The 24,384-nt window shown below is 46.6% G+C and carries 25 protein-coding genes and 2 pseudogenes; 10 read left to right on the top strand and 17 right to left on the bottom strand.

The window, feature by feature from the left end; genetic code table 11:
- Window positions 1–107: 107 nt before the first annotated feature.
- Together UNITIG_RS10620 and UNITIG_RS10615 are read left to right on the top strand one after the other, a co-directional pair.
- On the top strand, window positions 108–410 hold the full coding sequence (locus tag UNITIG_RS10620) for a hypothetical protein (RefSeq protein WP_101758352.1): 303 nt from the start codon (window positions 108–110) through the stop codon (window positions 408–410).
- Window positions 411–568: 158 nt separating this feature from the next.
- Complete coding sequence (locus tag UNITIG_RS10615; RefSeq protein WP_101758351.1) at window positions 569–1,015, top strand: hypothetical protein; 447 nt, start codon at window positions 569–571, stop codon at window positions 1,013–1,015.
- Window positions 1,016–1,053: 38 nt separating this feature from the next.
- Here the strand turns inward: UNITIG_RS10615 and UNITIG_RS10610 are convergent, their stop codons facing one another.
- Both UNITIG_RS10610 and UNITIG_RS10605 read right to left on the bottom strand, forming a co-directional pair.
- On the bottom strand, window positions 1,054–3,006 hold the full coding sequence (locus UNITIG_RS10610; protein ID WP_101758350.1) for a VacB/RNase II family 3'-5' exoribonuclease: 1,953 nt from the start codon (window positions 3,004–3,006) through the stop codon (window positions 1,054–1,056).
- Between the two features lie 176 nt (window positions 3,007–3,182).
- Entirely contained in the window at window positions 3,183–3,956 is a 774-nt protein-coding gene (locus UNITIG_RS10605) for an SDR family oxidoreductase (RefSeq protein ID WP_101758349.1), read from the bottom strand.
- 507 nt (window positions 3,957–4,463) lie between these two features.
- On the opposite strand from UNITIG_RS10605, the gene UNITIG_RS25590 reads away from it, so the two are divergent.
- Both UNITIG_RS25590 and UNITIG_RS25585 read left to right on the top strand, forming a co-directional pair.
- A complete protein-coding gene (locus tag UNITIG_RS25590; RefSeq protein ID WP_369809162.1) occupies window positions 4,464–5,027 on the top strand; it encodes a PIN domain-containing protein in 564 nt (187 codons plus the stop codon).
- A gap of 71 nt (window positions 5,028–5,098) precedes the next feature.
- A pseudogene (locus tag UNITIG_RS25585) lies at window positions 5,099–5,805 on the top strand (PhoH family protein).
- A 43-nt stretch (window positions 5,806–5,848) separates the two neighbouring features.
- Here UNITIG_RS25585 and tatC read toward each other — a convergent pair.
- The 9 genes from tatC to UNITIG_RS23085 all read right to left on the bottom strand — a co-directional run bounded on the left by tatC (window position 5,849) and on the right by UNITIG_RS23085 (window position 11,413).
- A complete protein-coding gene (gene tatC, locus UNITIG_RS10595; RefSeq protein WP_101758348.1) occupies window positions 5,849–6,610 on the bottom strand; it encodes a twin-arginine translocase subunit TatC in 762 nt (253 codons plus the stop codon).
- Between the two features lie 18 nt (window positions 6,611–6,628).
- Window positions 6,629–7,018 carry a Sec-independent protein translocase protein TatB gene (tatB, locus tag UNITIG_RS10590; protein ID WP_101758347.1) on the bottom strand — a complete coding sequence of 130 codons (390 nt, stop codon included), beginning with the start codon at window positions 7,016–7,018 and terminating at the stop codon, window positions 6,629–6,631.
- 9 nt (window positions 7,019–7,027) lie between these two features.
- On the bottom strand, window positions 7,028–7,252 hold the full coding sequence (tatA, locus tag UNITIG_RS10585; protein WP_101758346.1) for a twin-arginine translocase TatA/TatE family subunit: 225 nt from the start codon (window positions 7,250–7,252) through the stop codon (window positions 7,028–7,030).
- A 32-nt stretch (window positions 7,253–7,284) separates the two neighbouring features.
- Entirely contained in the window at window positions 7,285–7,617 is a 333-nt protein-coding gene (locus UNITIG_RS10580) for a phosphoribosyl-ATP diphosphatase (protein ID WP_101758345.1), read from the bottom strand.
- Entirely contained in the window at window positions 7,614–8,060 is a 447-nt protein-coding gene (gene hisI, locus UNITIG_RS10575) for a phosphoribosyl-AMP cyclohydrolase (RefSeq protein ID WP_101758344.1), read from the bottom strand. Before hisI ends, UNITIG_RS10580 begins: the two co-directional genes overlap by 4 nt.
- A gap of 103 nt (window positions 8,061–8,163) precedes the next feature.
- Window positions 8,164–9,483, bottom strand: a complete 1,320-nt coding sequence (locus UNITIG_RS10570) for an AarF/UbiB family protein (RefSeq protein ID WP_369809161.1) — start codon at window positions 9,481–9,483, stop codon at window positions 8,164–8,166.
- Between the two features lie 301 nt (window positions 9,484–9,784).
- The gene (locus tag UNITIG_RS10565) at window positions 9,785–10,411 is read right to left on the bottom strand and encodes an SCP2 domain-containing protein (protein WP_101758343.1); all 627 of its coding nucleotides are present in this window, start codon (window positions 10,409–10,411) and stop codon (window positions 9,785–9,787) included.
- Window positions 10,411–11,172 carry a bifunctional demethylmenaquinone methyltransferase/2-methoxy-6-polyprenyl-1,4-benzoquinol methylase UbiE gene (ubiE, locus tag UNITIG_RS10560; RefSeq protein ID WP_101758342.1) on the bottom strand — a complete coding sequence of 254 codons (762 nt, stop codon included), beginning with the start codon at window positions 11,170–11,172 and terminating at the stop codon, window positions 10,411–10,413. The genes UNITIG_RS10565 and ubiE overlap by 1 nt, the downstream gene beginning before the upstream one ends.
- A 100-nt stretch (window positions 11,173–11,272) precedes the next feature.
- Window positions 11,273–11,413 carry a hypothetical protein gene (locus tag UNITIG_RS23085; protein ID WP_159931139.1) on the bottom strand — a complete coding sequence of 47 codons (141 nt, stop codon included), beginning with the start codon at window positions 11,411–11,413 and terminating at the stop codon, window positions 11,273–11,275.
- A 172-nt stretch (window positions 11,414–11,585) separates the two neighbouring features.
- Here UNITIG_RS23085 and UNITIG_RS10555 point away from each other — a divergent pair, with 172 nt between their 5' ends.
- Window positions 11,586–13,457 (top strand): HDOD domain-containing protein, encoded by a 1,872-nt coding sequence (locus tag UNITIG_RS10555; RefSeq protein WP_101758341.1) that lies wholly within the window; start codon window positions 11,586–11,588, stop codon window positions 13,455–13,457.
- An 18-nt stretch (window positions 13,458–13,475) separates the two neighbouring features.
- Here UNITIG_RS10555 and UNITIG_RS10550 read toward each other — a convergent pair whose 3' ends face one another.
- Both UNITIG_RS10550 and UNITIG_RS10545 read right to left on the bottom strand, forming a co-directional pair.
- Window positions 13,476–14,072, bottom strand: a complete 597-nt coding sequence (locus tag UNITIG_RS10550) for a replication protein P (RefSeq protein WP_235015351.1) — start codon at window positions 14,070–14,072, stop codon at window positions 13,476–13,478.
- The gene (locus UNITIG_RS10545; RefSeq protein WP_101758340.1) at window positions 14,062–14,679 is read right to left on the bottom strand and encodes a DnaT-like ssDNA-binding domain-containing protein; all 618 of its coding nucleotides are present in this window, start codon (window positions 14,677–14,679) and stop codon (window positions 14,062–14,064) included. Before UNITIG_RS10545 ends, UNITIG_RS10550 begins: the two co-directional genes overlap by 11 nt.
- Window positions 14,680–14,940: 261 nt before the next feature.
- Between UNITIG_RS10545 and radA the strand changes: the two genes are divergently transcribed.
- On the top strand, window positions 14,941–16,311 hold the full coding sequence (gene radA, locus UNITIG_RS10540; protein ID WP_101758339.1) for a DNA repair protein RadA: 1,371 nt from the start codon (window positions 14,941–14,943) through the stop codon (window positions 16,309–16,311).
- Window positions 16,312–16,322: 11 nt separating this feature from the next.
- On the opposite strand, the gene UNITIG_RS10535 is transcribed toward radA, so the two are convergent.
- From UNITIG_RS10535 to UNITIG_RS24265, 4 genes and pseudogenes are all read right to left on the bottom strand, one after another.
- A complete protein-coding gene (locus tag UNITIG_RS10535; protein WP_101758338.1) occupies window positions 16,323–18,284 on the bottom strand; it encodes a M48 family metallopeptidase in 1,962 nt (653 codons plus the stop codon).
- 23 nt (window positions 18,285–18,307) lie between these two features.
- Window positions 18,308–18,901, bottom strand: a complete 594-nt coding sequence (locus UNITIG_RS10530) for a LemA family protein (RefSeq protein WP_101758337.1) — start codon at window positions 18,899–18,901, stop codon at window positions 18,308–18,310.
- 57 nt (window positions 18,902–18,958) lie between these two features.
- Window positions 18,959–20,164, bottom strand: a complete 1,206-nt coding sequence (locus UNITIG_RS24270; RefSeq protein WP_235015350.1) for a penicillin-binding protein 1A — start codon at window positions 20,162–20,164, stop codon at window positions 18,959–18,961.
- 21 nt (window positions 20,165–20,185) lie between these two features.
- Window positions 20,186–21,426, bottom strand: a pseudogene (locus tag UNITIG_RS24265) (penicillin-binding protein 1A); the annotation flags it as partial.
- A 173-nt stretch (window positions 21,427–21,599) separates the two neighbouring features.
- On the opposite strand from UNITIG_RS24265, the gene UNITIG_RS10520 reads away from it, so the two are divergent.
- The 4 genes from UNITIG_RS10520 to UNITIG_RS10505 are packed head-to-tail and all read left to right on the top strand — an operon-like array spanning window position 21,600 to window position 24,384.
- Window positions 21,600–22,667, top strand: coding sequence for a pilus assembly protein PilM (locus tag UNITIG_RS10520; RefSeq protein ID WP_101758336.1), 1,068 nt, complete (start codon window positions 21,600–21,602; stop codon window positions 22,665–22,667).
- Window positions 22,667–23,230: a PilN domain-containing protein gene (locus UNITIG_RS10515; protein ID WP_101758335.1), complete on the top strand. Its 564-nt coding sequence runs from the start codon at window positions 22,667–22,669 to the stop codon at window positions 23,228–23,230. Before UNITIG_RS10520 ends, UNITIG_RS10515 begins: the two co-directional genes overlap by 1 nt.
- 3 nt (window positions 23,231–23,233) lie before the next feature.
- On the top strand, window positions 23,234–23,851 hold the full coding sequence (locus UNITIG_RS10510) for a type 4a pilus biogenesis protein PilO (RefSeq protein WP_101758334.1): 618 nt from the start codon (window positions 23,234–23,236) through the stop codon (window positions 23,849–23,851).
- Window positions 23,848–24,384 carry a pilus assembly protein PilP gene (locus UNITIG_RS10505; RefSeq protein WP_101758333.1) on the top strand — a complete coding sequence of 179 codons (537 nt, stop codon included), beginning with the start codon at window positions 23,848–23,850 and terminating at the stop codon, window positions 24,382–24,384. The genes UNITIG_RS10510 and UNITIG_RS10505 overlap by 4 nt, the downstream gene beginning before the upstream one ends.

Here is a 24,384-nt window from a genome sequence, read left to right as displayed (position 1 = left end):
ATAAGCCCAATTTTTGTGCATTTTTGCAATAGTGGTCCATACTCAGCTTGTGGCATAGTGATTGTGGCGGCTTTTTGTCGTCTATTGCTTACAAGAGGTAGCAAGATATGGCGTTGACCAAAAATGAAACGGGATTGATTGATGAAATGTCGGTAGTCGACGTTTTCACACGGCTAATATTCGATGCAGAGGCTGTGTTGGATGATACTGAAATGCTGGTGATTGAATGCCTGGCTGATGTTGATAATAGCCTGCTTAATGCGCCTCGCCGTGATATCAGTGAGTTCCTGCGCGCCATGGGCGTAGATGAAATGATTACCGTAGTGGCGAAAGTTAAGCGGATGCTTGATCATCAGCAAGGGTTAATTGCTGCATCTATGGTTAATCAGCGGTCACGCCTGCACCGATAACACTTCTTTCAGTCCTATACCTTCCTGGTGGTTCTAGTTCCCGAATTGCGAAATATCCCCTTAATTGCGCTTTGCCATACGCTTTTTCGACCGGTATGATTGCGCGCCTTAATATTCTGTAACTTTTTGGCCAAATGGCCGTTCTATTGGGAAATGCCATGACTGACAACACGACTTCAGAAACTTATAGCGTTATTGTTACCGGAGAGATAGCGGCAGGATTTGAACTTGATCAGGTGAAGGCGAATATTGGGCAGCGCTTTAAGCTGGGTGAAGCTCAGCTGAACAAACTATTTGCAGGTAAACCGGTGGCTCTCAGCCGTGGCTTGGAAAAGGAACAAGCGCTGAAAATGCGTGCGAAGCTAGTGAAGGCTGGAGCACAGGTGGCTGTCAAGATGGCGCGTGCTGCTGTCAGTGCTAAAGCACCGGCCGCTGGCTCAACTTCAACCAGAGAAGCTAGCTCCCCCATTAATTGCCCTCGTTGTGGTTGTGAGCAATTGCAAGCGATTAACTGTGGTGAATGTGGCACTGATTTACAAATTCATCTGCTGCGGTTAAAGCGTAAAGAGAAGATCCGCGAATTTCGTCGTCATAATAACGCCTAACGACACTATTCCGACGGGTGAGGCATTCGCTAGCTCATTTAGCTAGCGATACTTTCTGCAGCAGCAGCCACTGCTGCCAAGGTGTAGCGGATAGTCCGCTGTTTGCAATCGACCTCTTTGACTTGCACAGTGATAGTCTGATCCAGTTGAACGGTTTGTGATTTGCTAGTTAGCTTTAATCGCATGGGGTCAAAACTGTATTTTTCATTTAGCAATTTAGTTTCAATAAACCCTTCTATTAAGTGTTCATCCAGTCGCACGCTAAAGCCGTTGCTATTAATTTGCGATACTGTGCCGCTAAATTCTTTTCCAACTAATGGCTTCATATATTGGCACTTTAACCATTGCTCAAGTTGATAGTATGCCTGTCGAACCTTATCTTGAGCGAGTTGCAATGCAGCGATAGTTTGCTCATCCACTACGGGTTGTGATTGCTTTTGAAGCTTGGCTTTAATAATTCGGTGCACCAGCAAGTCACTGTATTTACGAATCGGTGAAGTAAAGGTGGTGTAAGATTGCATGCCCATACCGTAGTGCGGTTGTGGCTTTGCTGTTAGTCTGCTGCGTTCCAGTAATCGGCTCAGCACTGAGCGCAAAGGAAAGTTCAGTGCTTCGTCATCAATGGCGTTCATTAACTGTCTATAGCCTTCCGGCGTTGAAAAATCGCAATCCGTTAACGCTAATTGCTCCTCAGCCAGTTTTTTAACATCGGCTAATCGCTCTTTGCGAAAACCCGGATGGCTGATAAAAATACCACTGTCGCCCAACATATCAGATGCACAGCGGTTGGCTGCGATCATGCATTCTTCTACCAATTGGTGAGCACTACTTTTTTGTTGCAGCTCTATATGGTCAAGTTTTAGCTGCTGATTAAGTACCAGCCGGTATTCTTGTCGATTAGGGATAACTAAATTATGTTGTTGGCGATGCCGTGATAATGCATCGCTTAAGGCTTTCAATGCGGCTAGGCAGCTGCTATGCGGGTTGCAGTTTTCATTAACTTCAGCGTGGTCTAAACAGTTGGCTACTTCAAAATAGCTGAGCTTGGCCTGGGATTTAATCAGAGCTTCAATAATTTTATAGCCGCTAATGCTACCATCCTGCTTGATTTCAATTTGGCAAACCAGCGCCGGGCGAATCTGGTCTGGCATCAGCGAACATTGTTCGTTGGCCAGTTCAGCTGGCAGCATGGCAATGGCTTTGCCGGGCAGATAAACGGAAGTCGCTTGTTGTTTAATAGCTTTATCCAGCGCTGATTCAGGTTTAATGAGCGCATTGGGGTCCGCTATAGCGATTTGCAATTGCCAGCCTTGATCGGTGGAGCTTGCATATAGCGCATCGTCCATATCGACTGTAGAGGCAGCGTCAATCGTAATAAATGGTGTGCTGGTTATATCCTGTCTTGATGTTTCGTCAATGCTCAATAAGCTTTGCTGCCAGTCGGTGGGCCACTGGGGTGTGAGTTGAAATTTATTGATAATGTAGTCGGCCTCAATACCATCTCTATCCGCAGCTCCAATGACTTCTAAAATTTTTGCCTGTGGTTTTGCTTCCGGGTAGGGGTGACGGTGAATCTTGCAGTGAATAAAGTCGCCGGCTTTAGCATTTTTACGTGCCTGTGGTGGGATAAAAATCCAGCGGCTTAGTTGTGGTAAGTCTGGCTCGACAAAATGACCTTGTCCTTTAACAATATAGCGTCCGGAAAACTCCTTAAGTGTAGAGCTAATTAATTTTTCAATGGTGCCACTGGTTTTGGGTTTGGCGTCCTTGTTTTTTTTGTTTTCTTCGGTAGTGATTAATATTTTAACGCTATCGCCTGGTAAAACTTTTAGCATTTCTTCAGGGTTAAGGTAGATTTCGCGGTCATCACTCAAAACCACAAACCCAAATTTACGCTGGGTGCCTTTAACAATGCCTTCAGCGTATTCTTTGCTATCTTCAATTTCTTGCTTCAGCTGTTTAAGTTGGGAAAGGGTGTTGTTGTCTAACATAAAGGTCGTTACCGCGATGTAATACTGGTCAGGCTATGCTGCTAGTGGAGTGTAATTTCAGTTCGCTAGCCTAGCTGAAAAAGATTGAAAAGTCAGGCTGTGATTGGCAGATATTGCTTTTCTACATGAATAATAAAGCGGTGGGGCGTAGTTTACACCCCACAGCAGAGTCGTATTTAAAAGCCTTCGACTTGGTGGACTTGTTTCCAGATTAGGCCAGGGAACAAGCGGCGCATAAAGGCCCCGATTTTGGCATTTTTATTGGGGTAGACCCAAAACTTGCCCTTATCCAAACAGGCTTCGATGGCATCAATCACTTCCTTGGGGGTGATAGGTTCACCGGCATCATCCAGCATTTTTGGCCAGACGCTGTCTCTGCCCTGTTGTAGCAAGGGGGTGTTCACGGCAGGAGGGCAAACACAGGCAAAGCGAATACCGCTATTCCTGTTTTCATGGTAAAGCGTTTCTGAAAAGGTACAGACTGCTGCCTTGGTGGCAGAATAGGCGCCGGTATAAAGCATCGGGATTAAGCCGGCCATTGATGCAAAACTGATGAAATCCCCTTGGCCGCGCGCTAGCATGCCAGGCAATACAGCTTGAGTGATATTGACCAGACCGCCGTAATTAATGGCCATTTGTTTGTGAATAAGCGCATTATCTTGTTCTACTAATTTGCCAAAAGGCATAATCGCAGCGCAGTTGTAGAGTCGGTCGATAGCGCCGAGTTGTGCTTCTACTGCGGTGACGGCTGCGGTGACTGAGTTGGCATCAGTGATATCTACCTGCCAGCTATGAATGTTGTCAAAACCCTTAGCAGTTTCATCCATTCCAGCGCTATTTACATCGAATATTGCAACAGTGGCGCCATTTTGCGCCAGCATCTGCGCAGCCAGACGCCCCATACCGCTACCGCCGCCAGTAATTAGTACTACTTTTCCTGAGAAAGACATGGTGTAACCCTCTGTATTGTTATTGTTTGTTTGAATTATAAGCTAGCGAGTAATAGTTTTATGATACAGAGGTAGTAAAATCCACGCTATTATTTTTCACCCGCTTAAGTTGCTGTTTGATTACCATTCGTTTAGAGCTGTATGAATGTAAGCGGCTTTATTCTTAAAGAAGTGGTTGACAAGTTTGCTGCAAGTTTCAATAATCGAGACTCATACACCGGTTATGGATTAATTGCTTTTGCACCGACTGCAACAGCTAATAGGTACGGTGATTGCAACGTGTTTATGCCTGTACGATGAAATAATAAAACGTACTTTTAATAAACACTGCCGAGTTAAGTGGCTTTCGATAAGCCATTTGAAAGCGACTGCAGCGCCTCGCCACCTCAATACTTGCTTGGGTTCCGCTCACCTTCAGCACTATAGATTGTTTCAGCCTTTTTCCCTCGTTTCATTTTTTACCTTTCCTGTTTGCTTTACCCATCCTCACTTTCGGAGTGCTGTTTAATGGAAAAAATTTATGTCCTTGACACCAATGTTTTACTGCATGACCCCATGGCGTTGTATGCTTTTAATGAACATCGCGTGGTGATCCCTATGACGGTTTTGGAGGAGCTCGATACGATAAAGGACAGAAAGGATAAAGATGTAAGCCGTGAGGCCCGTATTGCGATTAATGCCATTGATAATATATTGACAGATGCTTCGCCGAAAGAAATTCAGGATGGGGTAGAGATTCCCGATACCGCTTTGCAAGGTGAAGTGGGTCGGTTGGCGATATTCCCTGATCAATTGATTAATCACGATAACGAAGCGCCTTATTTAGATGGCTCTCCCCAGCAAGCTAATGATAATCGAATTATAAATGTGGCTTTGCATTTACAAACCAAGAATCCTAGTAGCTATGTTTGTCTGGTGACAAAAGATATAAATATGCGTTTAAAGGCCAAAGGTTCTGGTTTGGAAAATGTTGAAGACTATCGCAAAGATAGAGTAATAGATGATATAGATTTAATGTCCCGTGGTTATGAAACTATTGAGGGGATTTTTGGGATCAGGTGGCCTCGGTAAAGTCAGTGCAAAAAGGCAGAGTGACATTGCATGTTATCGACCGGGCGGTACTGCCAAATGCGTACCCTCAAATGTTTGTTTGTGATGACGGTGATTTTGTTGGTTTAGTGCGCGAGGTAGATGATAATTCTTTGCAGTTGCAACAGCTCAGCCGCGATCAATTAATGTCGCAAACACTATGGGGATTAAAACCGCGCAATCTGGGACAGGCGATGGCATTTTTTCTAGTTCAGTGTGAAGACATTGATATGACGGTCTTAACAGGCCCTGCCGGTTCTGGAAAAACGTTGATTGCTTTGGCCTATGGCTTACATGCGATTATGGAAGAAAAACGCTATGACAAATTGATCGTCGCTCGCTCAACACCGCCCATTGCAGAAGATATCGGTTTTTTACCCGGTACTGAAGAAGAAAAATGGCACCGTGGTTGGCAGCTTTTGAAGATAATTTGGAAATTCTACACAGCAATGACGAATCTCCATTCGGCAGTATCGATTACATAAAAGAGCGTGCCAATATTCAATTTAAATCGCTTAATTTTATGCGTGGTCGCTCATTTAATAACGCCTATATTGTTATTGATGAATGTCAGGGCTTAACCCAGTTCCAATTAAAATCTATTGTTACCAGGGTGGGAGTTAATTCGAAAATTGTCGTGCTGGGAAATTTGGCGCAAATCGATAATAAATATATTACGCCGCTGACTTCAGGCTTAACGTATTTGGTAGAAAAAGCACCAGCTTTGAACATGCGGGAATTATGCATATTGAGGGCATAGAACGCTCCAGATTGGCAGCTTTTGCGGAAGAAAACTTATAGAGCTACGGGTTTTCGGTGTCTTTTCTGGCGCTAACAAAACGTCCAAAGAAGACACCTAGTTCAAATAAGCACCACATAGGGATGGCGAGTAAAGCTTGCGAAATAATATCGGGGGGAGTGAGTAACATGCCGAAGATAAAGCAGCCGACAATGATATAAGGGCGTTTTTCAGCAAGGGCTTGCGGCGTTGTAATTCCGGCCCAAATCACTAGTACGGTAGCGATAGGAATTTCGAAAGCGATACCAAAGGCAAAAAATAATTTTAATACCATATCGAGAAAGCGGGCGATATCGGGTGTGTAGTTTACGCCTTCCGGTCCAATGGTGGAGAAAAAACCAAACACCAGTGGAAACACTACATAATAAGCAAATGCGAGGCCGGCATAGAACAAAACAATACTTGAAATTAGCAGCGGAATGGCGATGCGTTTTTCAGATTGATACATGCCCGGAGCAATAAACGACCAGATTTGATACAGCAAAAAAGGCATGGCGACTATAACAGAGGCAACCATCGTCAATTTAAAAGGTGTTAAAAAGGGCGAAGCGATTTCGGTGGCGATCATGCTGGTGCCTTCCGGCAGTAGCGAACGCAGTGGTTCTGAGACAAAATAATAAATATCGTTGGCAAAATAAAACAAACTGAAAAACACAACAAGAATTGCCAGAATACAGCGCAGTAAGCGGTCCCGTAGTTCGGTTAAGTGGGCGACTAATGGTTGGGTGTCATCTTGTTGCGGGTTGTGGTCGGCAGTATCGTTCATTACTATTTTCGAATCGCCCTAGAGAGTTTTAGTCGGGTTGTGTTGTGTGTTTTTCCGTTCTTCTTCAGCGGCAGATTCTGTATCTGTTGCCGCGGTTTCCGATTTGACGATATCGCTGATGTCGTATTGGAGTTTATCCATATCGGGTTTTAACGAATTGGCCGTATCCAAAATATTGCTTTTTGTTTGTTCCAAACTTTGCATAATGGATTCATTATGTAGCTGCTGTTTTATGTCGTCGGCACCAATTTCCCGCTCGATGTCATTTTTAATTTGCTGAAAACTACGGCGTAATCGTGCAATCCACATCGACGCTGAGCGCACGGCGCCAGGTAGCCGTTCTGGCCCCATAATGACTAAAGCAATAACGCCAATGAGCAGTAGCTCTTGAAAACCGATATCAAACATTAGCGTTGATTACTGCTTGTTCTTATCAGCGCTGGTATCATCAGCATCAATGCTCTCGCTGGCTTCGTCATCTTCTTTTTTGTCTTTGTCATCATCGGCAATGCTACTGCGAAAGCCTTTGATCGCGGCACCTAGATCACCGCCCAAATTACGCAGGCGTTTGGTGCCAAACAACATGACGACAATTGCCAATATGATCAATAATTGCCAAATACTAATTCCACCTAAACCCATGCTACTTTCTCCACTATGTACGGTATTTATTGTTACTTGTTACGGCTGGCTTTTTCTTCCAAGCCGGAAAGATTAAATCGTCGCGCTAGTTCAGTTAATACGTCATCGCTATTGGCGCCCAGCTCTGACAACATGACCAGGCTGTGAAACCATAAATCTGCGGTTTCATAGATAACATCGCTATTGTCGCCACTGTGTTGAGCGTCTTTAGCGGCAATGATTGTTTCATTGGCTTCTTCGCCTACTTTTTCCAGAATTTTGTTCAAACCTTTGTGGTGCAAGCTGGCGACATAGGATGACTCTGGATCTGCATCCTGTTTGCGTTGCGCTAAAATTGTGGCCAGTTGTGCTAATACATCACTCATGATTTTTCACTTTCGTTAGTTGGCTTATCAGCCTGATACATCTCGGTGGGGTCTTTAATCACTTTCTCCACGCTCTGCCAACTGCCGTTTTCCAGTCGTCGATAGAAACAGCTGCGGCGACCGGTGTGACAGGCGATCCCCCCAAGCTGTTCAACCTTAAGCATGATTACATCCTGATCACAATCGAGACGAATTTCTTTAATCCGTTGTACGTTGCCGGACTCTTCCCCTTTGCGCCACAGTTTTTGCCGTGAGCGAGACCAGTAAATAGCCCGCTGCTCGCTGACTGTCAGTGCCAGGGCTTCACGATTCATCCACGCCACCATCAGAATATCGTTGCTTTGATAATCCTGAGCGATAGCCGGCACTAAACCGTCGCTGGTCCAGCGCACTTCATCGAGGAAATGCTGTGCTACTTCAGATTGTTTGTTGTCAGTGTTCATGGCTTACGATATATGTGCAGCAGAATGCTGGCATTATGCCATAGATGGTGGCGCATGAGGTACACAGCAGCAGGGTGAAATGGTTAAGAAATGTAGGTAGCGGTTAACGTTTTAGCCAGATGATGGCGGTCAGTGCGATAGCGGCCCAGCTGATCTCGGGGAGCTGTTGTATTTGTTCCGGTAACCAGGGGCCAGCTGCGGCGAGTGCGAGCAGTAGGGCGATGATGCCCAAATAGGGTCTTCGTTGCTGCCTATTAATCTGCAGAGACAGTTGCTCAATGGTTTTTTGCTGGTGTTCACTGATACTTTGAAATTGTTTGCTTTGTTGTAAATTATTCATGATCGCATCAGGTAAATGCGGAAGTTGCTCTAACCAGCCTGGTATGTGTTTGCTAAAACGTTTGTAGATGCCGCGTGGAGCATAGCGATCTTTAAGCCATTGCTCCAGAAAGGGTTGAGCGGTATCCCAGAGATTTAATTGCGGATAAAGTTCACGGCCCAGCCCTTCAATATTCAGCAGAGTTTTTTGTAGTAACACTAGCGAAGGCTGCACCTCCATTTCAAATCGGCGAGCAGTTTGAAATAAATAGACTAGCAGTTGGCCGAAGGAAATTTCACCCAATGGTTTTTCAAAAATTGGTTCGCAGACACTGCGAATGGCGGATTCGAATTCATGGATACGGGTATCTGCGGGTATCCAGCCGCACTCCACATGCAGCTCTGCTACCAGGCGATAATCTCGTTGAAAAATAGCGAGTAGATTGCGGGCTAAATAATATTGGTCAGAATCGCTGAGGCTGCCGATAATAGCGCAATCAATACCAATATATTGTGGGCGTTCAGGGTGCTCGCGGGAAACAAAAATATTGCCGGGGTGCATGTCGGCATGGAAAAAACTGTCGCGAAAAACTTGAGTAAAAAATATTTCCACGCCGCGCTCTGCCAGCATTGGCATATTCACGCCACTGGCTTTCAGTTCATCGATATTGGTAACGGCAATACCGTGTATGCGCTCCATGGTGAGCACGTGGCGATTGGTAAAGTCCCAGTGCACTTCCGGAATATAAAGCAGCTCGGAGTTTTCAAAATTGCGTCGTAGTTGTGAAGTATTGGCGCCTTCGTGTTGCAGGTCTAATTCATCCAGCACGGTATGCTGGTAGTCATCAACTACATCGACCGGGCGCAGTCGGCGTCCGTCGGGTAAATATTTTTCCAGTAAGCGGGCAATAGTAAACAGCAGTTTGATATCTTGTTGAATAATTTTTTCGATGCCAGGCCGAATGACTTTGACGACGACCTCTTCACCGGTATGCAATGTGGCCGCATGAACCTGAGCAACAGACGCCGATGCCATCGGTTCAGTGCTGAATTGCGCAAACAGCTCAGCCACCGGTTTACCCAGTGCGTTTTCAATAATTGCCACGGCTTGATCGGAAGCAAAAGGGGCACTTGATCTTGAAGTTTGGCTAGCTCTTCAATAATGTCGTCTGGTAATAAATCCCGTCGGGTTGACAGCATTTGACCAAATTTAACAAAGATTGGGCCAAGTTCCTCAAGCGCCAAACGTAAACGGGCGCCTCGGCTTAAGGTGGGGATAGTGCGAAAACGCAGCGGTGCTAACAATAAACTCGCAGTAACAGGCAATTGCTCGCGGTCGATAAAACCGTCTAAGCGATAGCGGCTGAAGACGCTGGCAATTTTTAGCAGTCGTTGTAGTCGGGACATTATTTTTGTAGCCGCTGTTTATATTTTTTCAGTTGGGCTTGCAGACGCTCGGTACGCATAGAGAGCTGATCAACCTCGTTAAAGAATTGATCGACTTGCCAGCGTGCAGGTACCAGTTCACTTTCTTCAACAATAAACTCATCGAACTGGCGTTTTAAACCCTGTAGCGCTTGTTTGCTGAAACTGAAACCCTGGCGCAGACCTTGGCCCAAGCCGTGACCCACAACATCGCCAAAAATGTTAGCTAATGGCGCTTCCCAATCGAGATCTAATTGCTTGATGATTTTTTGCAGCGTGATGAGAGCCTGGCTGTCACCGTGTAATTCCAGCTCGCCATTAATGAGGGCGCTGGCAGGATCGGCAGCAGTCGCCAACTTGGCAAATTCAGTGGCGCTGCCGGTGATGGCCGTATCAGCTTTACCATCAAACATACCGCAGATACGCACTTCTCCCGCGCCGGGAATTAAATAAAAATTGAGCTTGGGGGCGGTGCACTGCAGTAAAAAAATATGATCTTTGAGTGCAGATAATTTTGCTTGTGTGGACGGGTCTAATTGTAAGGCCTTATTGGCAGCTAGCTCAAGACCGCCGAGAGCTGCCGTATGCAAGGTATTGCTAATAACCATTAAGGCTTCAGCCCTTTGTGTACCGCCACGATGCCGCCGGTCATATTGTGGAATTCGCAGCGGGCAAAGCCAGCGTCTTCCATCATCGCTTTTAGGGTATTTTGATCTGGATGCATGCGGATGCTTTCGGCTAAATAGCGGTAACTGTCTTCGTCGTCAGTAATTAGTTTGCCGATTTTGGGCAAAATATTAAAGCTGTAACCGTCATAGACTTTGCTGAGTAATTCATTTTGTGGTTTGGAAAATTCCAGTACTAACAGCCGGCCACCGGGTTTAAGTACTCGCAGCATTGAACGCAGTGCTTTATCTTTATCCGTTACGTTACGCAGACCAAATGCGATTGTGATGCAGTCAAACGTATTATCGGGGAAGGGCAGCGCTTCGGCATTGGCTTGCGCGTATTCGATATTGCTAACAATACCGCTATCAATCAGTTTATCGCGGCCTACTTTGAGCATGGAGTCATTGATATCGGCCAGTACCACACGTCCTTCGGGCCCAACGATCTTGCTGAATTTGGCGGCTAGGTCGCCGGTACCGCCGGCAATATCCAATACTTGATGGCCAGTGCGAACACCGGATAATTCAATGGTAAAGCGTTTCCAGACTCGGTGGATGCCCGCCGACATCAAGTCATTCATGACATCGTACTTGGCTGCCACAGAATGAAAGACACCGGCTACCAGGCTTTGTTTTTGCTCAGTACGAACCGTTTGATAGCCAAAGTGGGTGTTATCAGTTTTGTTGTCAGGGTTGGACATGCTATCTGGATGGCCTTTGATACAGAAAATAGGCCGCTATTGTAGCGTTTATTGACGTAAAAGCCATGGTGGAGGCTAAACGGCTTAAGATTGTAGGTCGCTAGCTAACGCCTTCTGACCGCTGATAACTGATCAGTCGAAATTGGGTAAAAGCTATGATTTCTGCAGTCAGGCGACGCATTTCTGGTAGTAGATGTTTAAGTTGATTGCTAGCCTGTTGGGTGTTGCTTGGCGTATTCATGGTAGTAGTCTGCTGATTTGTATGGCAATTATGATAGTGTCGGTTTAGGGTTGGGCATATGTCCGGATTTGACATTCGTTTGATCAATTGTGACAACATTTTTTATTAGGCTATCGTTAATCTGGCAAAGTATTGTGGTTAGCGTTAAAGATGTCTTCAGGAATTAACATCCATGGCAGTAGCAGCCCAACATAGCAGTCTTAGCGCGCAAATCCTGCGGCCTATTTATGCCTTGTTTAAAGACCATCCTGCTGAATTAAAAATGCTCCAAAGCAAACTCTCGCTGCCTGCCGCGGAACGTATTGGTGAGGAAAGTGAGCGTCTAGCGCTGAGTCAAATTTATGGTTTGTTGAGTGAGATTGGTATCGCTCAGGGTTACCAGGATATCGGTTTGCGTATTGGCGCTAAGCTGCCGGTAGGTTGCTTCGGTTCACTGTCTTTTTTGATGATTGCTTCGGCAACATTGCGGGATTTGCTGGATAACTATTGTCGCTACTATGGGGTCATCATTCATGGTGTGGATATGCCCCGCTGGCAGCAGCTGGGTGATGAGTTGTATATTGATTTTCCGCTTCCCAGCCAGGATGAGATTGTTGATATCAAAGCGGATTTGATTTTGGCTGGCTGTTATAGCTTGATTAATCATGCGCTAAATTATCATTTTTTTCCTACCCGGATCGAGGTGTGCGGTAGCGGCGGCGAATACCAGCATCGTTATGCTGACTGGTTGAATTGCAGCACCGTGACATTTAACAAGCCTAACTTGCGGATTTATGCCAAGGCTGAATTGTTGGATAAACCGTTACCCGGAGCCAACCATTCGCTGTGTCGGGTGTTCAGAAAAGAGCTGGATATGTTTCTCAAACAACTTAATACCGAGCAAACTATTATTGACCAGATACAGCAGATTTTGGCTACCACCGAGAATCTCGGTAAGGTCACATTGACCAGCATGGCTTCGGCGCTGGCGCTGGGGGAGCGCACTTTTTCCAGGCAACTGGCAGAATACAATGTGTCCTTTAGAGAACTATTAGCAAACTACAAAAGCACTCGCGCTATCCGGCTGTTAGCAGATGGTAAAACGGTAGATGAAGTGTCTTTTTACTTGGGGTTTTCCGAGCGCGCAGCATTTGATCGCGCCTTTAAAAAATGGCAGGGCGTTACCGCCTCCCGCTTTCAGGAAGATTACCAATTTAGTGGTACCGGTGATTTTGATATTAATGATGACGCCCAGTTACCCAACCTGCCTATAGTCGCCAATCAAATACTGGATATGATCAATGCTGGTAATTATCAAATGGATGCCTTGGCTGCAATTGTGGAGCGTGACCCGTCCTTGACCACAAAGCTGTTGGCGCTGGCAAATAGCGCGGTGTATGGGGTGGCAGCTGTAGCCACCATAAAAGAGGCTGTGGTGCGTGTATTTGGGGTCGATACGCTGCGCAATCTAGCATTGGCTATGTTGGCCAATGAGTGTTTTGTGACTAACCGCTGCTCCGGGTTTTCCCTCAAAAAATATTGGCTAAATGCCTTGGCGACTGGCCAGTTGGCGGCAGATGTAGCCAAGTTAAGTGGTTGTGCCGACCCGGGGCAAGCATACCTGTTGGGCTTATTACATAATATTGGCACTTTGTTGTTAGTGCAGCGTCGCCCAGTAGACATGAATGAGGTGTTTCAACAGCAGGGTTTGGAGCTAGCGTCGTTAGCCGAGATTTGCGCCGCTGAAAAACGCTTGCTGGGAGTGGATGCGTGTTCTGCCGGAGCGACCTTAGCGGCCTTCTGGAATTTACCACGTTATTTGGCAGTTTCGATTCGTGGTTTATTGAATGATGGTTATCAAGGGGAGGCTAGCGAACTGGTGCATTTGGTGGCGGCGGTGGAGCATGTAGTCAGGGTGTTGCCTGCAAACGGAGCGCTGCTTTCACCTGTGCAGCAGCGTTTGCAAAGTGTTGCCGGCTTAGAGTCGCAACAGATACATGATTTACTGGCTGAGTTCAGGATAAAACTGGACATAATCCGCGTCGCTGCCGAGCAACTCAGTTGAGTATTGTCATCGAAGGGATTAAAGATTGAGGTTGGCACGCAGCTTTTTCATACGTTGTTTCCGCTCTTGATTGCTGAGCGGTTGGCTAATGGTTTCCGGTAGCGCTTGATAGCTGGGCATCGCTAGCACTTCGCCACCAATAACCCGCTCACACAATATTTCATAGTGTCGTTTAAAAACAGGAAAGGCTTTGGCTTCAGCATTGCTGGCTAAAAAAAACCAATCGGCGGCGACGCCTGCCATATACACTGCAGGATGCGACCATTGCTGTTCAATTTTTGGGGAGGCGGCTTGGCAGGCTTCTATATAAGCACTATAAGCGTCGGGTAACCCTTGGCTACTGCCGACATATTTCAACAACCCTTTGATGGTGGGTAGGAATTCAGATTGGCGAATTGCTTGGTGTGCGGCGGCGATAATTTGGTCTGGTGTTAAATGATTAAGGTTGTTATACCAGATCTTTTTGGCAAAACTTAATTTTTCCTCGGTAGGAAACGCTTTGTGGTATTGGTTGTGATATACCAATTCAAACTCGGCGAATATTTGGCCGATTGCGGTAAATATATTGCGTTTGTCGGCTTCGTTTAATGAAGCCGGTTTTATTTCAGAGGCCATCGGTCCAACTCATATCGGTATGCTTTTCCACAAAGCTGCGTTCTTCTTTATTGTTTTTGCCAAAATTATTTTTGTGGCCGTACACATTCCAGCCGTTATTAACCCATTTTTTAAATTGCTGATCCCAGTTGGGGTTGTATTGACCGTGGAAGTGGCTGGTAAAGCTAATGAGTTGCGCTTTCAGGTAATCAGCATTAGGGCAGATGGTAGCCATGATCAGCTCGACCATATTGTCACTGGGGCGCCAGTCATCGCTCATGGCTGTGGCGCGCTGGGTGCTAACTTGCTGAGGGTTGGTGCTGCTACCGGGGCTAAAAGTCTCGCGCGTCGGCTGCTGGTGATTGGTCGGGTGGGATGCGGGTGCACGTTGCAACGCGTATTGCTTGAATAGTTCGTCCCAATCCGCGTTTCTAACATCTTGCTGCTGTAGCCCGGTAACAAACTGGATGCGGAGCTCGCCATTAATAAATTGCCGGTTGAGCCCCTGACTTTCTAGTTGCTGGCAGAGGCGTGCTGATGGCCGCCAGCTATTGGCTATTGCCGAGCCTTGCCGTTGCAGGTCGGCCATAAAAGGGCCTTCAGAGTATTCGGGGCGTTTCTTAGTCATCACATTATTATCGAGTGTACCGGAGAGGTGCTGATCTATGTTATTGGCAGATCTGCACGGGGCTTTATTGTACGGAAGCGACCCGTATGAAACCAGCGTTTTAGTTGCACTGTAATGAACCGCGGGTATTGACAGTTGGAGGCGGGTGCAGAATGCAGCCATGCCTTAATGTTTGAAATAGCGCTATTTAGCACTGTTAATTTATACAGTTATTGATTAGGCTTTACTAAAACAATTGGATGGAAACCTTCGGTAAATTTTATGGCTAAAGTTAAAACAGCTTATGTCTGTAACGACTGTGGTTCAGACTATGCGAATTGGCAGGGCCAGTGTAAAGACTGTGGTGCCTGGAATAGTTTGGCAGAAATTAAGTTAGCATCTTCGCCAAAAGCCGCCAAAGACGCGCGCTTTCAGGGCTATGCTGGGGCGGCCAATAGTCAGCAAATACAAACTCTGGACCAAATTGATTTAGAAAAGCTACCGCGCTTTAGCAGTGGCGCGTTGGAATTTGACCGCGTGTTAGGTGGCGGCTTGGTACACGGTTCGGCAGTCTTGATGGGTGGTCACCCAGGGGCCGGTAAAAGTACTTTGTTGTTGCAAACCATGTGTTATTTGGCGCAAACCATGGAAGCTTTGTATGTGACGGGGGAGGAGTCGCTACAGCAAGTAGCGATGCGCGCACAGCGCTTGGGTTTACCTACCGATAAATTAAAAATGCTGTCTGAAACCAATGTCGAAAGGATTTGTGCGCAGGCTGAGGTACTAAAGCCAAAAGTACTGGTGGTGGATTCAATACAGGTAGTGCATACCGATGATGTGACCTCTGCGCCGGGCAGTGTTTCCCAAGTGCGGGAGTGCGCCGCTTACCTAACCCGTTATGCCAAGCAGACCGGTACCGTGTTATTTTTGGTCGGACATGTAACCAAAGATGGTAGCTTGGCAGGGCCTAAGGTGCTGGAGCATATGATTGATTGTTCCATTTTGTTAGAAGGCAGCGAGGATAGTCGTTTTCGAACCTTGCGGGGGCAGAAAAACCGCTTTGGTGCTGTCAATGAACTGGGTGTATTCGCGATGACCGAGCAGGGTTTAAAAGAAGTAAAAAACCCTTCTGCTATTTTTCTTTCCAGAGAAAGTGAGGCCGCATCAGGTAGCGTGGTGATGGTGGTATGGGAAGGTACGCGGCCGTTATTGGTGGAAATACAGGCGCTGGTGGATGATTCCTCTTTAGGCAATCCGCGGCGGGTGGCGGTGGGTTTGGAGCAAAACCGGCTAGCGATGTTGTTAGCGGTTTTGCACCGGCACGGCGGCTTACAGGTAGGTGATCAGGATGTATTTGTTAACGTTGTGGGTGGCGTAAAAGTACTGGAAACCAGTGCCGATTTGGCTTTGCTGTTGGCGATTGTATCCAGCTTTCGCAACCGGGTGTTACCGCAGGATTTGGTGGTGTTTGGCGAGGTGGGTTTGGCCGGTGAAATTCGTCCTGTGCCCAGCGGTCAGGAGCGGATTTTGGAAGCCGCCAAACATGGCTTTAAACGGGCTATTGTACCGAAAGCGAACGTCCCCAAAAAAGGTGTCGCTGGCATGGAAATAATTGGAGTGACCAAGTTAGTTGAAGCGCTTGAGGCGATCTAGTTTGGACCTATTTATGATTGAAATTCAAGAGGCGGTTGCGGGCAGTCCATCACCGCAGCAATGGCTGCCAGTAGCTCCGCTTCCTGGGGCGTAATTTTTTGATCATGGCATACGCAGGCCGCAAAACTTTTTAGAATTTTAGGTTTTAATAACGGGAGACATTGTGAAAGTTTGGTCACTGCTTTGCCAAAGTCATCCAGTTGGCATTGTTTTAAAGGTAGCAAACTGAGCCGATTTAGCTCTACCAGTTGGCAGGCTTTGTTGAATCCTAGTGCCGCCTCTACCTGGTCTTTATGACCCCTGTGAGCGAGGCAGGAAAGCACCATAGCATAGTCGTTAGCAATCGGTTTGAGGGAAGAATAATGCACGTGGATTGCGCGACTTTTATTGAATTCACTATCCAGGTAGTGTGTCAGTAGTTGGTATAAACTCCATTCAAATAAGTCCATTTTTTTGTCGGCACGGATTAATAATAATAGTGTTCGCTTAAATATTTTGTATTGTTCTGCAGACATTAATTTCAGCGCTGGCATCGCTAATTCTATTAGCGGCAAACGTTGTGTGATGTCGAGATGATGGATGTCGGCAAGAGATTGCTGGCACTGTATCGCTAAGCCTTTAATCCCCGAACGTTCGATATAATCGAGTTGTTGTTGCAAAATACCCGGTTTTTTATCCAATAATAAACCGTATGCTAAAGCCGTAGCGCCAAAGGGTTCCTGGCAAAGTGCTATTAGTGATGATGGTATCGCAGCTAATAATTGTGGTGTGTTATCTATATTATTTTCAGTTGTCGTGGTCGTTGTGGCTTGGCGTTGAGCGATAAATGCAGCGGCGGCGGTTGCGGCTGCCGCTGCTTCACGGGCACGGGCTTTTTCACCGTTCAGGGCCGAACCTTGTTGATAGGGTTCGACGCGCATTGTGCGTTCAATCATCCTTCCATCCCAACCGGGTTCCACTCTTTGAATGCGGGTTTCCAGCGGCGGGTGAGAATCAAATCGGGTGAGGCTGCCCAGTGCGTGGGCAATAAACAGATGGCTGGTCTCGTGGACTCTAGGGCTGAATAATTGCGAGCCTGCGTTGTAGCCGCCAATAATTTTTAACGCATCAGCGATCCCTTTTGGGTTGCGGGTAAATTGCACTGCGCTGGCGTCGGCGAGAAATTCACGCTGCCGACTTACCGCTGCTTTAATTAGGCCGCCAAAGAAAGTACCCAGCCAACCAATGATTAATAACACCAACCCTAATAAAAATATGCGGCTGTCGGCTGAGCGGCTGGTGCTGTGGTAGCTGCCGTGGCGACCACCGGTTCGCGTCAGTATATGGCCGATGTTGCCAATAAAAACGATGCCGCTAAGCAGTGCGATCATTTGTATATTAAGCCGCATGTCCCCGTTGAGAATATGACTGAATTCGTGGGCGACCACTCCTTGGAGTTGTTCGCGATTGAATTGATCTAAAGCCCCCTGGGTAATTCCTATGACTGCGTCCCCAGGGCTGTAGCCAGCGGCAAAGGCGTTAATGCCTTTTTCATTAGGGAGTAAGTAAACAGCCGGTACCGGCATGCCCGAAGCCAGCGCCATTTCTTCTACTACGTTAAGCAGTAACCTTTCATTGGGGTTGTCAGTACTGGGGAGGATAACTCTGCCACCCAATGATTCGGCAACACGCTTGCCGCCACTGGCTAGTTGCAGCCATTTAAATGCGATCACTAAAAAAATAACACCGCTGACGATTAAGCAGATTTTGCCGAAATTTTGCCAGCTAAAATATTGGTCGAATCGACCGGCGCCGGTTTGTTGGAGTAAGACCTGAGCTTCACTAACGCCAGTGAGTTGCCCATCCATAATCCAAAAGCTGATGGCGACTAATAGGTTGGTGATGATAATGAGTGAGAGTACCGCCACTGAAAACAATATCACCAGCCGTTTTGTGTTGCGCCTGGCCTGATCCTGAGCGGTGAAAAAATTCATTAGCTGTGCAAACTAGCTGCGGATTAAAATGAAACTTTGGGTGCAGCCTGAATTTCTGCGCTGTCGGCAAACTCCAGTAGCGTTGCATCTTTAGGGTGACCAAATTTTTTGGCAAAAAATACCGGTGGGAAGGATTGGCGATAGCTGTTGTACTCGGTAACCGCATCGTTAAAAGATTGTCTGGAGAAAGCTACACGATTTTCGGTCGTGGTAAGCTCTTCGGTGAGCTGCATCATGTTTTGGTTGGCTTTCAGATCCGGGTAGCTTTCCATCACCATATTAAATTTCCCCATGGCGTTTTGCAGCTGGCCTTCTGCGCCAGCCAAACTATTGATAGCGCTGTCGCCGGGGTCTTTGGCCGCATTTTTTAGCATGGTCATAGCTTCATTTCGGGCGCTGATGACGGCTTCCAGAGTTTCCCGCTCATGGGTCATATAGGCTTTGGCAGTTTCGACCAGATTGGGAATCAGGTCATAGCGCCGCTTTAGTTGTACTTCAATTTGGGCGAAGGCATTTTGAAAGCGGTTTTTGAGAGTGACGAGTTGGTTATAGATGCCAACAATATATACAACTGCTGCGATCAGTACTATCCAAAAAATAATGTCTGAGAAGCCCATAGTGAGAACGTCCTATTGTCCAATTAGGTTGAAAAACTTTAACTAAAGTGTAGATGATTAAAAGATATCTTCCTGCATGACCTCTTTAATCTGTGACGTATCACCACCAATGGACTCTAATACCGCTTCTTGTTTTGGTGCCAACTCTTCGCGAAATATTTCAAAAATAGCATTGCTCTGACCGGGTTTTGCCAGCAGTCCGGTAGTGGGGTCGATTTTGATAGTGACTAATCCATCGGGTTGTTTGCGATTCGTTTCTGGCCGGCCCTTGAGGGCAACTTGCATGTAGTCAATCCAGATTGGCAAGGCTGCTGTGCCGCCGAATTCTCTATTACCCAAAACAGCGTTTCTATCGAAACCCAGCCATGCGGTAGTAGCGATGCCACCGCCGTAGCCGGAAAACCAAGCGTCAGTCGGGCCGTTAGTGGTACCGGTTTTACCCGCTAAATCATTGCGGCCAATACTGCGGGCGCGACGGCCGGTGCCCTTTTGTACAACATCACGCAGCATGGTGTCGATAATGTAGGCGACTCTGGGCTCAATCACTCGTTTCGCGTCTGGCAGGGTGGGTTCAGGTTCGGTCTGTTGCAGAATATCTTCCAGCGTTGCCATCTCTTCGACCGGCATTTCGGCGCTGTCGCCAACCTGCTCACAATCACGACATACTGTTGCCGGGGTGGCATCAAACAGAATGTCACCATCTACATCTTCAATGCGTTGAGTTAAATAGGGGGAGACACTGTAGCCGCCGTTAGCCAGTACGGAGTAACCACTTGCTATCTGTAAAGGGGTTAGGGAGTGGCTACCCAGTGCTAGAGACAAATCTCGTGGCAGCTGGGTCGGGTCGAAGCCAAAGCGTTCTACATACTTAATCGCCTTGGGGATGCCCAGGCTTCTCAGTAGTCGTATCGAGACTAAATTACGTGATTTAAACAGGGCGTGTCGCAAGCGGGTTGGCCCGTAAAACTTGCCGCTGTCGTTGGTTGGTCGCCAGGTACTCTCGAGTTCAGCATCTTCAAACACGATCGGGGCATCATTAATAATACTGGCAGCGGTAAAGCCATTAGCTAAAGCGGCAGTGTAAATAAACGGTTTGAAGTTAGAGCCTGGCTGCCGTGTTGCTTGCGTGACGCGATTAAATTTACTTTGATGATAATTAAAACCACCGACCAAAGCCTGAATGGCACCGTTATCCGCATCCAGCGATACCAGAGCGGCTTCTGCAGCAGGGAGTTGACTAAAGTGCCAGCTACCATCGGGCATTTGCCGTATTCGAACCAGATCGCCAACGCTGACTACGTCGCTGGCCTGGCGGGGCTGGCTCCCCGTCGACTGGCGGTCTCAAAGGGGCGGGCGCTTTTTAAGCCGTTTTCCCATTCGATGGTGATTTCATTGCCGTCTTCCAGGAGTGCAGTAAACGCCTGGGTGTGAACGGTCTTAACAATGACAGGGCTCAGTCCGGCGGGTTTGGAGGTGTTGCCAAGGGTTTTGATCCATAGCTCGTATAACTGCCCTTCATCAGTGACCCCGGTATTTTCTAGCGTGAGTTGTTGTTCGGGACCGCGATAGCCATGGCGTTGATCGTATGCCAGCAAACCATTGACCACCGCTTGTTGGGCAGTGTCCTGAAGTTGGCTATTTATCGTGGTGTATACTTTATAACCTGCTGTATAGGTTTCTTTACCGTAGCGGCCAAGCATCTCTTTACGCACCATTTCAGCGATGTGGGGTGCATCCAGTCCCAGTTTTGATCCATGATAACTGGCACTGATAGGGCTATTAACGGCAACTTTGTGGCTTTCGACATCAATATAGTTTTGCTCCAGCATACGATCCAGAATCCAGTTCCGGCGGATCATCGCTCTGGCCGGGTTGACCAGTGGGTTGAAGCTGGAAGGGGCTTTCGGGAGACCTGCAATCATGGCTAACTGAGCAAGGTTTAATTCCTCAATGGTCTTGCCGTAGTACACCTGGGCGGCGGCCTGGATACCATAGGCGCGATTACCCAGAAATATTTTGTTGACGTAAAGTTCCAGAATTTCCTGTTTACTCAGCTCGCGTTCAATTTGAAAGGAAAGTAGTATCTCATTGAATTTTCGAGAGAAAGTTCGTTCGAAGGAGAGAAAATAGTTCCTCGCTACCTGCATCGTAATAGTACTGCCGCCCCCTTGTTTTTCTCCAGTCGCCACTAATTGTGACACTGCTCGCAGCAGCCCAAGTAGATCTACGCCATGATGCTCAAAGAAGCGATTGTCCTCAGCGGCAAGAATCGCTTTGACAAAGTGGTCAGGAATTTGATCGAAATTAATAGGTGTGCGGCGTTGTTCACCAAACTCCCCCAGCAGTTGATCGTCTGCAGTGTAGATTCTAAGGGGGGTTTGCAGCTGAACATCCCTTAACACATCGACAGATGGCAAATTCGGGCTAAGGTATAAATAAGCGCTAGCGGCAATTAGGGTGATTCCTGTGACGATCGAAAGTAGTAGCCAAAGGATTATCTTGGTGAAATTTGTGATGCGGGCCATGGTTTTCCAGTTGTTAAAAGTGCGAGGACATACTTTACTTCAAGTTAGTTTGCCAAAGTGTGAAATTATAAGCACTTTTTTCTAACGATTAATTTGCGCAATCCCCATTCGTGATATTTAATGTAACTTGTAAGAGTTCGCTGTAAGTTACGGATGCAAATAGGAAAATTACTGTGTTAGGCAGTTTATTCGGAAATAAAAGATCAGTGCCTGTACTTGGGATAGATATTAGTTCTACCTCGGTCAAGCTTCTTGAGATCAGCAAAAGTGGTGACCAATACAAGGTCGAGAGCTTTGCGGTAGCCTCGTTGCCACCCAATGCAGTGATAGAGAAAAATATCGCTGAACTTGAGGGTGTCGCTGAAACGGTGGGTAAAGCATTCGCTCGATCTGGAACCAAATTAAAGACTGCAGCGGTTGCTGTGGCGGGTTCCGCTGTTATCACCAAGCTGATTGATATGCCTGCAGGGCTGAATGATGACAATATGGAAACCCAGATAACGCTGGAAGCGGATCAATACATCCCCTACCCGCTGGATGAGGTGGCCATTGATTTTGAGGTGCAGGGCGAATCAGATAACAGCCCTGAGCAAGTAGAAGTGCTACTCGCAGCCTGTCGACGTGAGAATGTCGAACTAAGGGTAGATGCTCTGGAGATGGCTGATATCACCGCGAAAGTGGTCGATGTTGAAGCTTACGCCGTGGAGCGTGCTTTTGAGTTATTGCGCTCCCAGTTAGATTGCGATGAAGACAGTGCAGTGGCAATCGTTGATATCGGTTCGACGATGACCACACTAAGCGTATTGGTTGATGGTCAAACTGTTTATACCCGCGAGCAATTATTTGGTGGTCGCCAATTAACTGAAGAAATTCAGCGCCGTTATGGCTTGTCCCTGGATGAAGCCGGACTAGCTAAAAAGCAGGGCGGTCTGCCGGATGATTATGAACCTGAAGTACTGGAGCCCTTTAAAGATGCGGTAGTGCAGCAGGTTACTCGTTCATTACAATTCTTCTTTTCTTCCAGTCAGTACAACGATGTGGATCATATTGTCTTGGCAGGAGGCGTAGCTTCGATGTCAGGGTTGGCAGAGTTGGTACAAGAAAAGTTAGGTACAGCCACTACGTTGGCGAATCCCTTTGCCAATATGTCGTTAGCGTCAAAAGTTGATGCGATGTCGTTGAGTAATGATGCTCCTGCACTAATGATCGCCTGCGGTTTGGCGTTAAGGAGTTTCGATTAATGGCTAATATTAATTTACTTCCCTGGCGCGAAGAACGCCGTCAGGAACTTAAGCAAGCATTCCTTGTGGTGCTAGGTGTTGTTGCCGGTTTTGGTGCAGTGCTGGTGTTATTAGCCGATATGGCAGTTAGTGGAGCAATCGAAAATCAGAACTCCAGAAATGCGTATTTGAAGCAGCAAATTAGTGAGTTGGATCAGCAAGTTAAAGAGATTCAGGAATTAGAAAAGAAAAAGAACGAATTGCTTGATCGTATGAAGGTAATTCAAGAGTTGCAGGGCAATCGCCCGATTATTGTTAGGATTTTTGATGAAATGGTAAAAACCCTGCCTGATGGTGTTTTTTACAGCGAGTTGAAGAGAACTAACAACGGAATCCAGCTTAAAGGTATTGCGGAATCAAATAATCGGATCTCGAGTTTAATGCGGCGAGTAGATAAATCAGATTGGTTTGCCGATCCCAATTTAACGGCGGTAAAGGCGATGCCTAATTATGGTGAGCAAGCGAGTGAGTTCAATCTCTCGTTTAACATCAGTACTCCTGCTATTGAAGAGAGTGAGGAGTAATTCATGGCTTTTCAGGATGTGTTAAAGGATTTACAAGATTTCGATATCAATGATCTTGATGTTGAAAATATTGGCTCTTGGCCAACATCAATTAAAATTATCGTGTGGTCAATTGCTTTTATTGCGGTGTTAGCTGCTGGATATTTTTATGATGTCGCCGAATTGCAAGAGAAATTGGCAGCAGAGCAGCGCTCTGAAGCGGACTTAAAAACCCAGTTTGAGCGCAAGGCTTTTCAAGCGGCAAATCTTGATGCTTATCGTAAGCAAATGGTTGAGATGGAAGAATCATTTGGTGCATTGGTCAGTCAGCTTCCCAGTGATACCGAAGTGCCCGGGTTGCTAGAAGACATTACTAATCGAGGCTTGGCCAGTGGTTTGGATATCAATACCATCAACTTAGGAAATGAAACTCAGCAAGAGTTTTATGTGGAGCTGCCGATACAAATTGTTGTGCAAGGCAATTACCACGATCTTGGTGGTTTTGTAAGTGGTATAGCTGGCTTACCCCGGATTGTAACGTTGCATGACTTTTCTATTAAACAAAGCGGTGATTCTTCGAGATTAATAATGAACATTACTGCTAAAACTTACCGCTACAAAGATATGGAGGAGGAGCGATGAATAACAACTTCTCTTCAATTGTATTGCTGATTTTATCATTAGGCTTGACGGCATGTGGCGGCGCTGATTTGCAAGACCTGGATGATTTTATGGCCGAGAAAAAATCGCGTCCAGCAGGAATAATAAAGCCCATTCCAGTTTTTAAAGCTTATAAAACATTTAGTTACAGCGCTTCTTCACTGCGAGCGCCATTTGAAAAGCCGATTGAAGTTACTGAAATTACCCGGCTGCAGATGAAAAGTAATGTAAAGCCTGATCCTAATCGCACCAAAGAATATTTAGAACAGTTCGACTTGGGGTCTTTGGCCATGGTCGGTACTTTGGAACAGGGTGATACCTTATGGGCGCTGATTCAAGATGAGCAAGGTGGCGTGCATAGAACAAAAATTAGTAATTACATTGGTCGCAATCACGGCCGTATCATTGAAGCAACAGAAACTTATCTTTCGGTTATTGAAATTGTTCCAAACGGTGTAGACGGTTGGGTGGAACGACCAAGAACCATTAAGTTAAAGACATTAGAAGAAGAGTGA

The sequence above is a fragment of the Oceanicoccus sp. KOV_DT_Chl genome, assembly GCF_900120175.1.
Classification (GTDB): Bacteria; Pseudomonadota; Gammaproteobacteria; order Pseudomonadales; family Dasaniaceae; genus Oceanicoccus.
This window is presented reverse-complemented; position numbering and strand designations above follow the sequence as displayed.

Coding starts and splice junctions, on each gene's coding strand:
- UNITIG_RS10620 (WP_101758352.1), top strand. CDS start 108: ATGGCGTTGACCAAAAATGAAACGGGATTGATTGATGAAATGTCGGTA.
- UNITIG_RS10615 (WP_101758351.1), top strand. CDS start 569: ATGACTGACAACACGACTTCAGAAACTTATAGCGTTATTGTTACCGGA.
- UNITIG_RS10610 (WP_101758350.1), bottom strand. CDS start 3,006: ATGTTAGACAACAACACCCTTTCCCAACTTAAACAGCTGAAGCAAGAA.
- UNITIG_RS10605 (WP_101758349.1), bottom strand. CDS start 3,956: ATGTCTTTCTCAGGAAAAGTAGTACTAATTACTGGCGGCGGTAGCGGT.
- UNITIG_RS25590 (WP_369809162.1), top strand. CDS start 4,464: ATGGAAAAAATTTATGTCCTTGACACCAATGTTTTACTGCATGACCCC.
- tatC (WP_101758348.1), bottom strand. CDS start 6,610: ATGAACGATACTGCCGACCACAACCCGCAACAAGATGACACCCAACCA.
- tatB (WP_101758347.1), bottom strand. CDS start 7,018: ATGTTTGATATCGGTTTTCAAGAGCTACTGCTCATTGGCGTTATTGCT.
- tatA (WP_101758346.1), bottom strand. CDS start 7,252: ATGGGTTTAGGTGGAATTAGTATTTGGCAATTATTGATCATATTGGCA.
- UNITIG_RS10580 (WP_101758345.1), bottom strand. CDS start 7,617: ATGAGTGATGTATTAGCACAACTGGCCACAATTTTAGCGCAACGCAAA.
- hisI (WP_101758344.1), bottom strand. CDS start 8,060: ATGAACACTGACAACAAACAATCTGAAGTAGCACAGCATTTCCTCGAT.
- UNITIG_RS10565 (WP_101758343.1), bottom strand. CDS start 10,411: ATGGTTATTAGCAATACCTTGCATACGGCAGCTCTCGGCGGTCTTGAG.
- ubiE (WP_101758342.1), bottom strand. CDS start 11,172: ATGTCCAACCCTGACAACAAAACTGATAACACCCACTTTGGCTATCAA.
- UNITIG_RS23085 (WP_159931139.1), bottom strand. CDS start 11,413: ATGAATACGCCAAGCAACACCCAACAGGCTAGCAATCAACTTAAACAT.
- UNITIG_RS10555 (WP_101758341.1), top strand. CDS start 11,586: ATGGCAGTAGCAGCCCAACATAGCAGTCTTAGCGCGCAAATCCTGCGG.
- UNITIG_RS10550 (WP_235015351.1), bottom strand. CDS start 14,072: ATGGCCTCTGAAATAAAACCGGCTTCATTAAACGAAGCCGACAAACGC.
- UNITIG_RS10545 (WP_101758340.1), bottom strand. CDS start 14,679: ATGACTAAGAAACGCCCCGAATACTCTGAAGGCCCTTTTATGGCCGAC.
- radA (WP_101758339.1), top strand. CDS start 14,941: ATGGCTAAAGTTAAAACAGCTTATGTCTGTAACGACTGTGGTTCAGAC.
- UNITIG_RS10535 (WP_101758338.1), bottom strand. CDS start 18,284: ATGAATTTTTTCACCGCTCAGGATCAGGCCAGGCGCAACACAAAACGG.
- UNITIG_RS10530 (WP_101758337.1), bottom strand. CDS start 18,901: ATGGGCTTCTCAGACATTATTTTTTGGATAGTACTGATCGCAGCAGTT.
- UNITIG_RS24270 (WP_235015350.1), bottom strand. CDS start 20,164: ATGCCCGATGGTAGCTGGCACTTTAGTCAACTCCCTGCTGCAGAAGCC.
- UNITIG_RS10515 (WP_101758335.1), top strand. CDS start 22,667: ATGGCTAATATTAATTTACTTCCCTGGCGCGAAGAACGCCGTCAGGAA.
- UNITIG_RS10510 (WP_101758334.1), top strand. CDS start 23,234: ATGGCTTTTCAGGATGTGTTAAAGGATTTACAAGATTTCGATATCAAT.
- UNITIG_RS10505 (WP_101758333.1), top strand. CDS start 23,848: ATGAATAACAACTTCTCTTCAATTGTATTGCTGATTTTATCATTAGGC.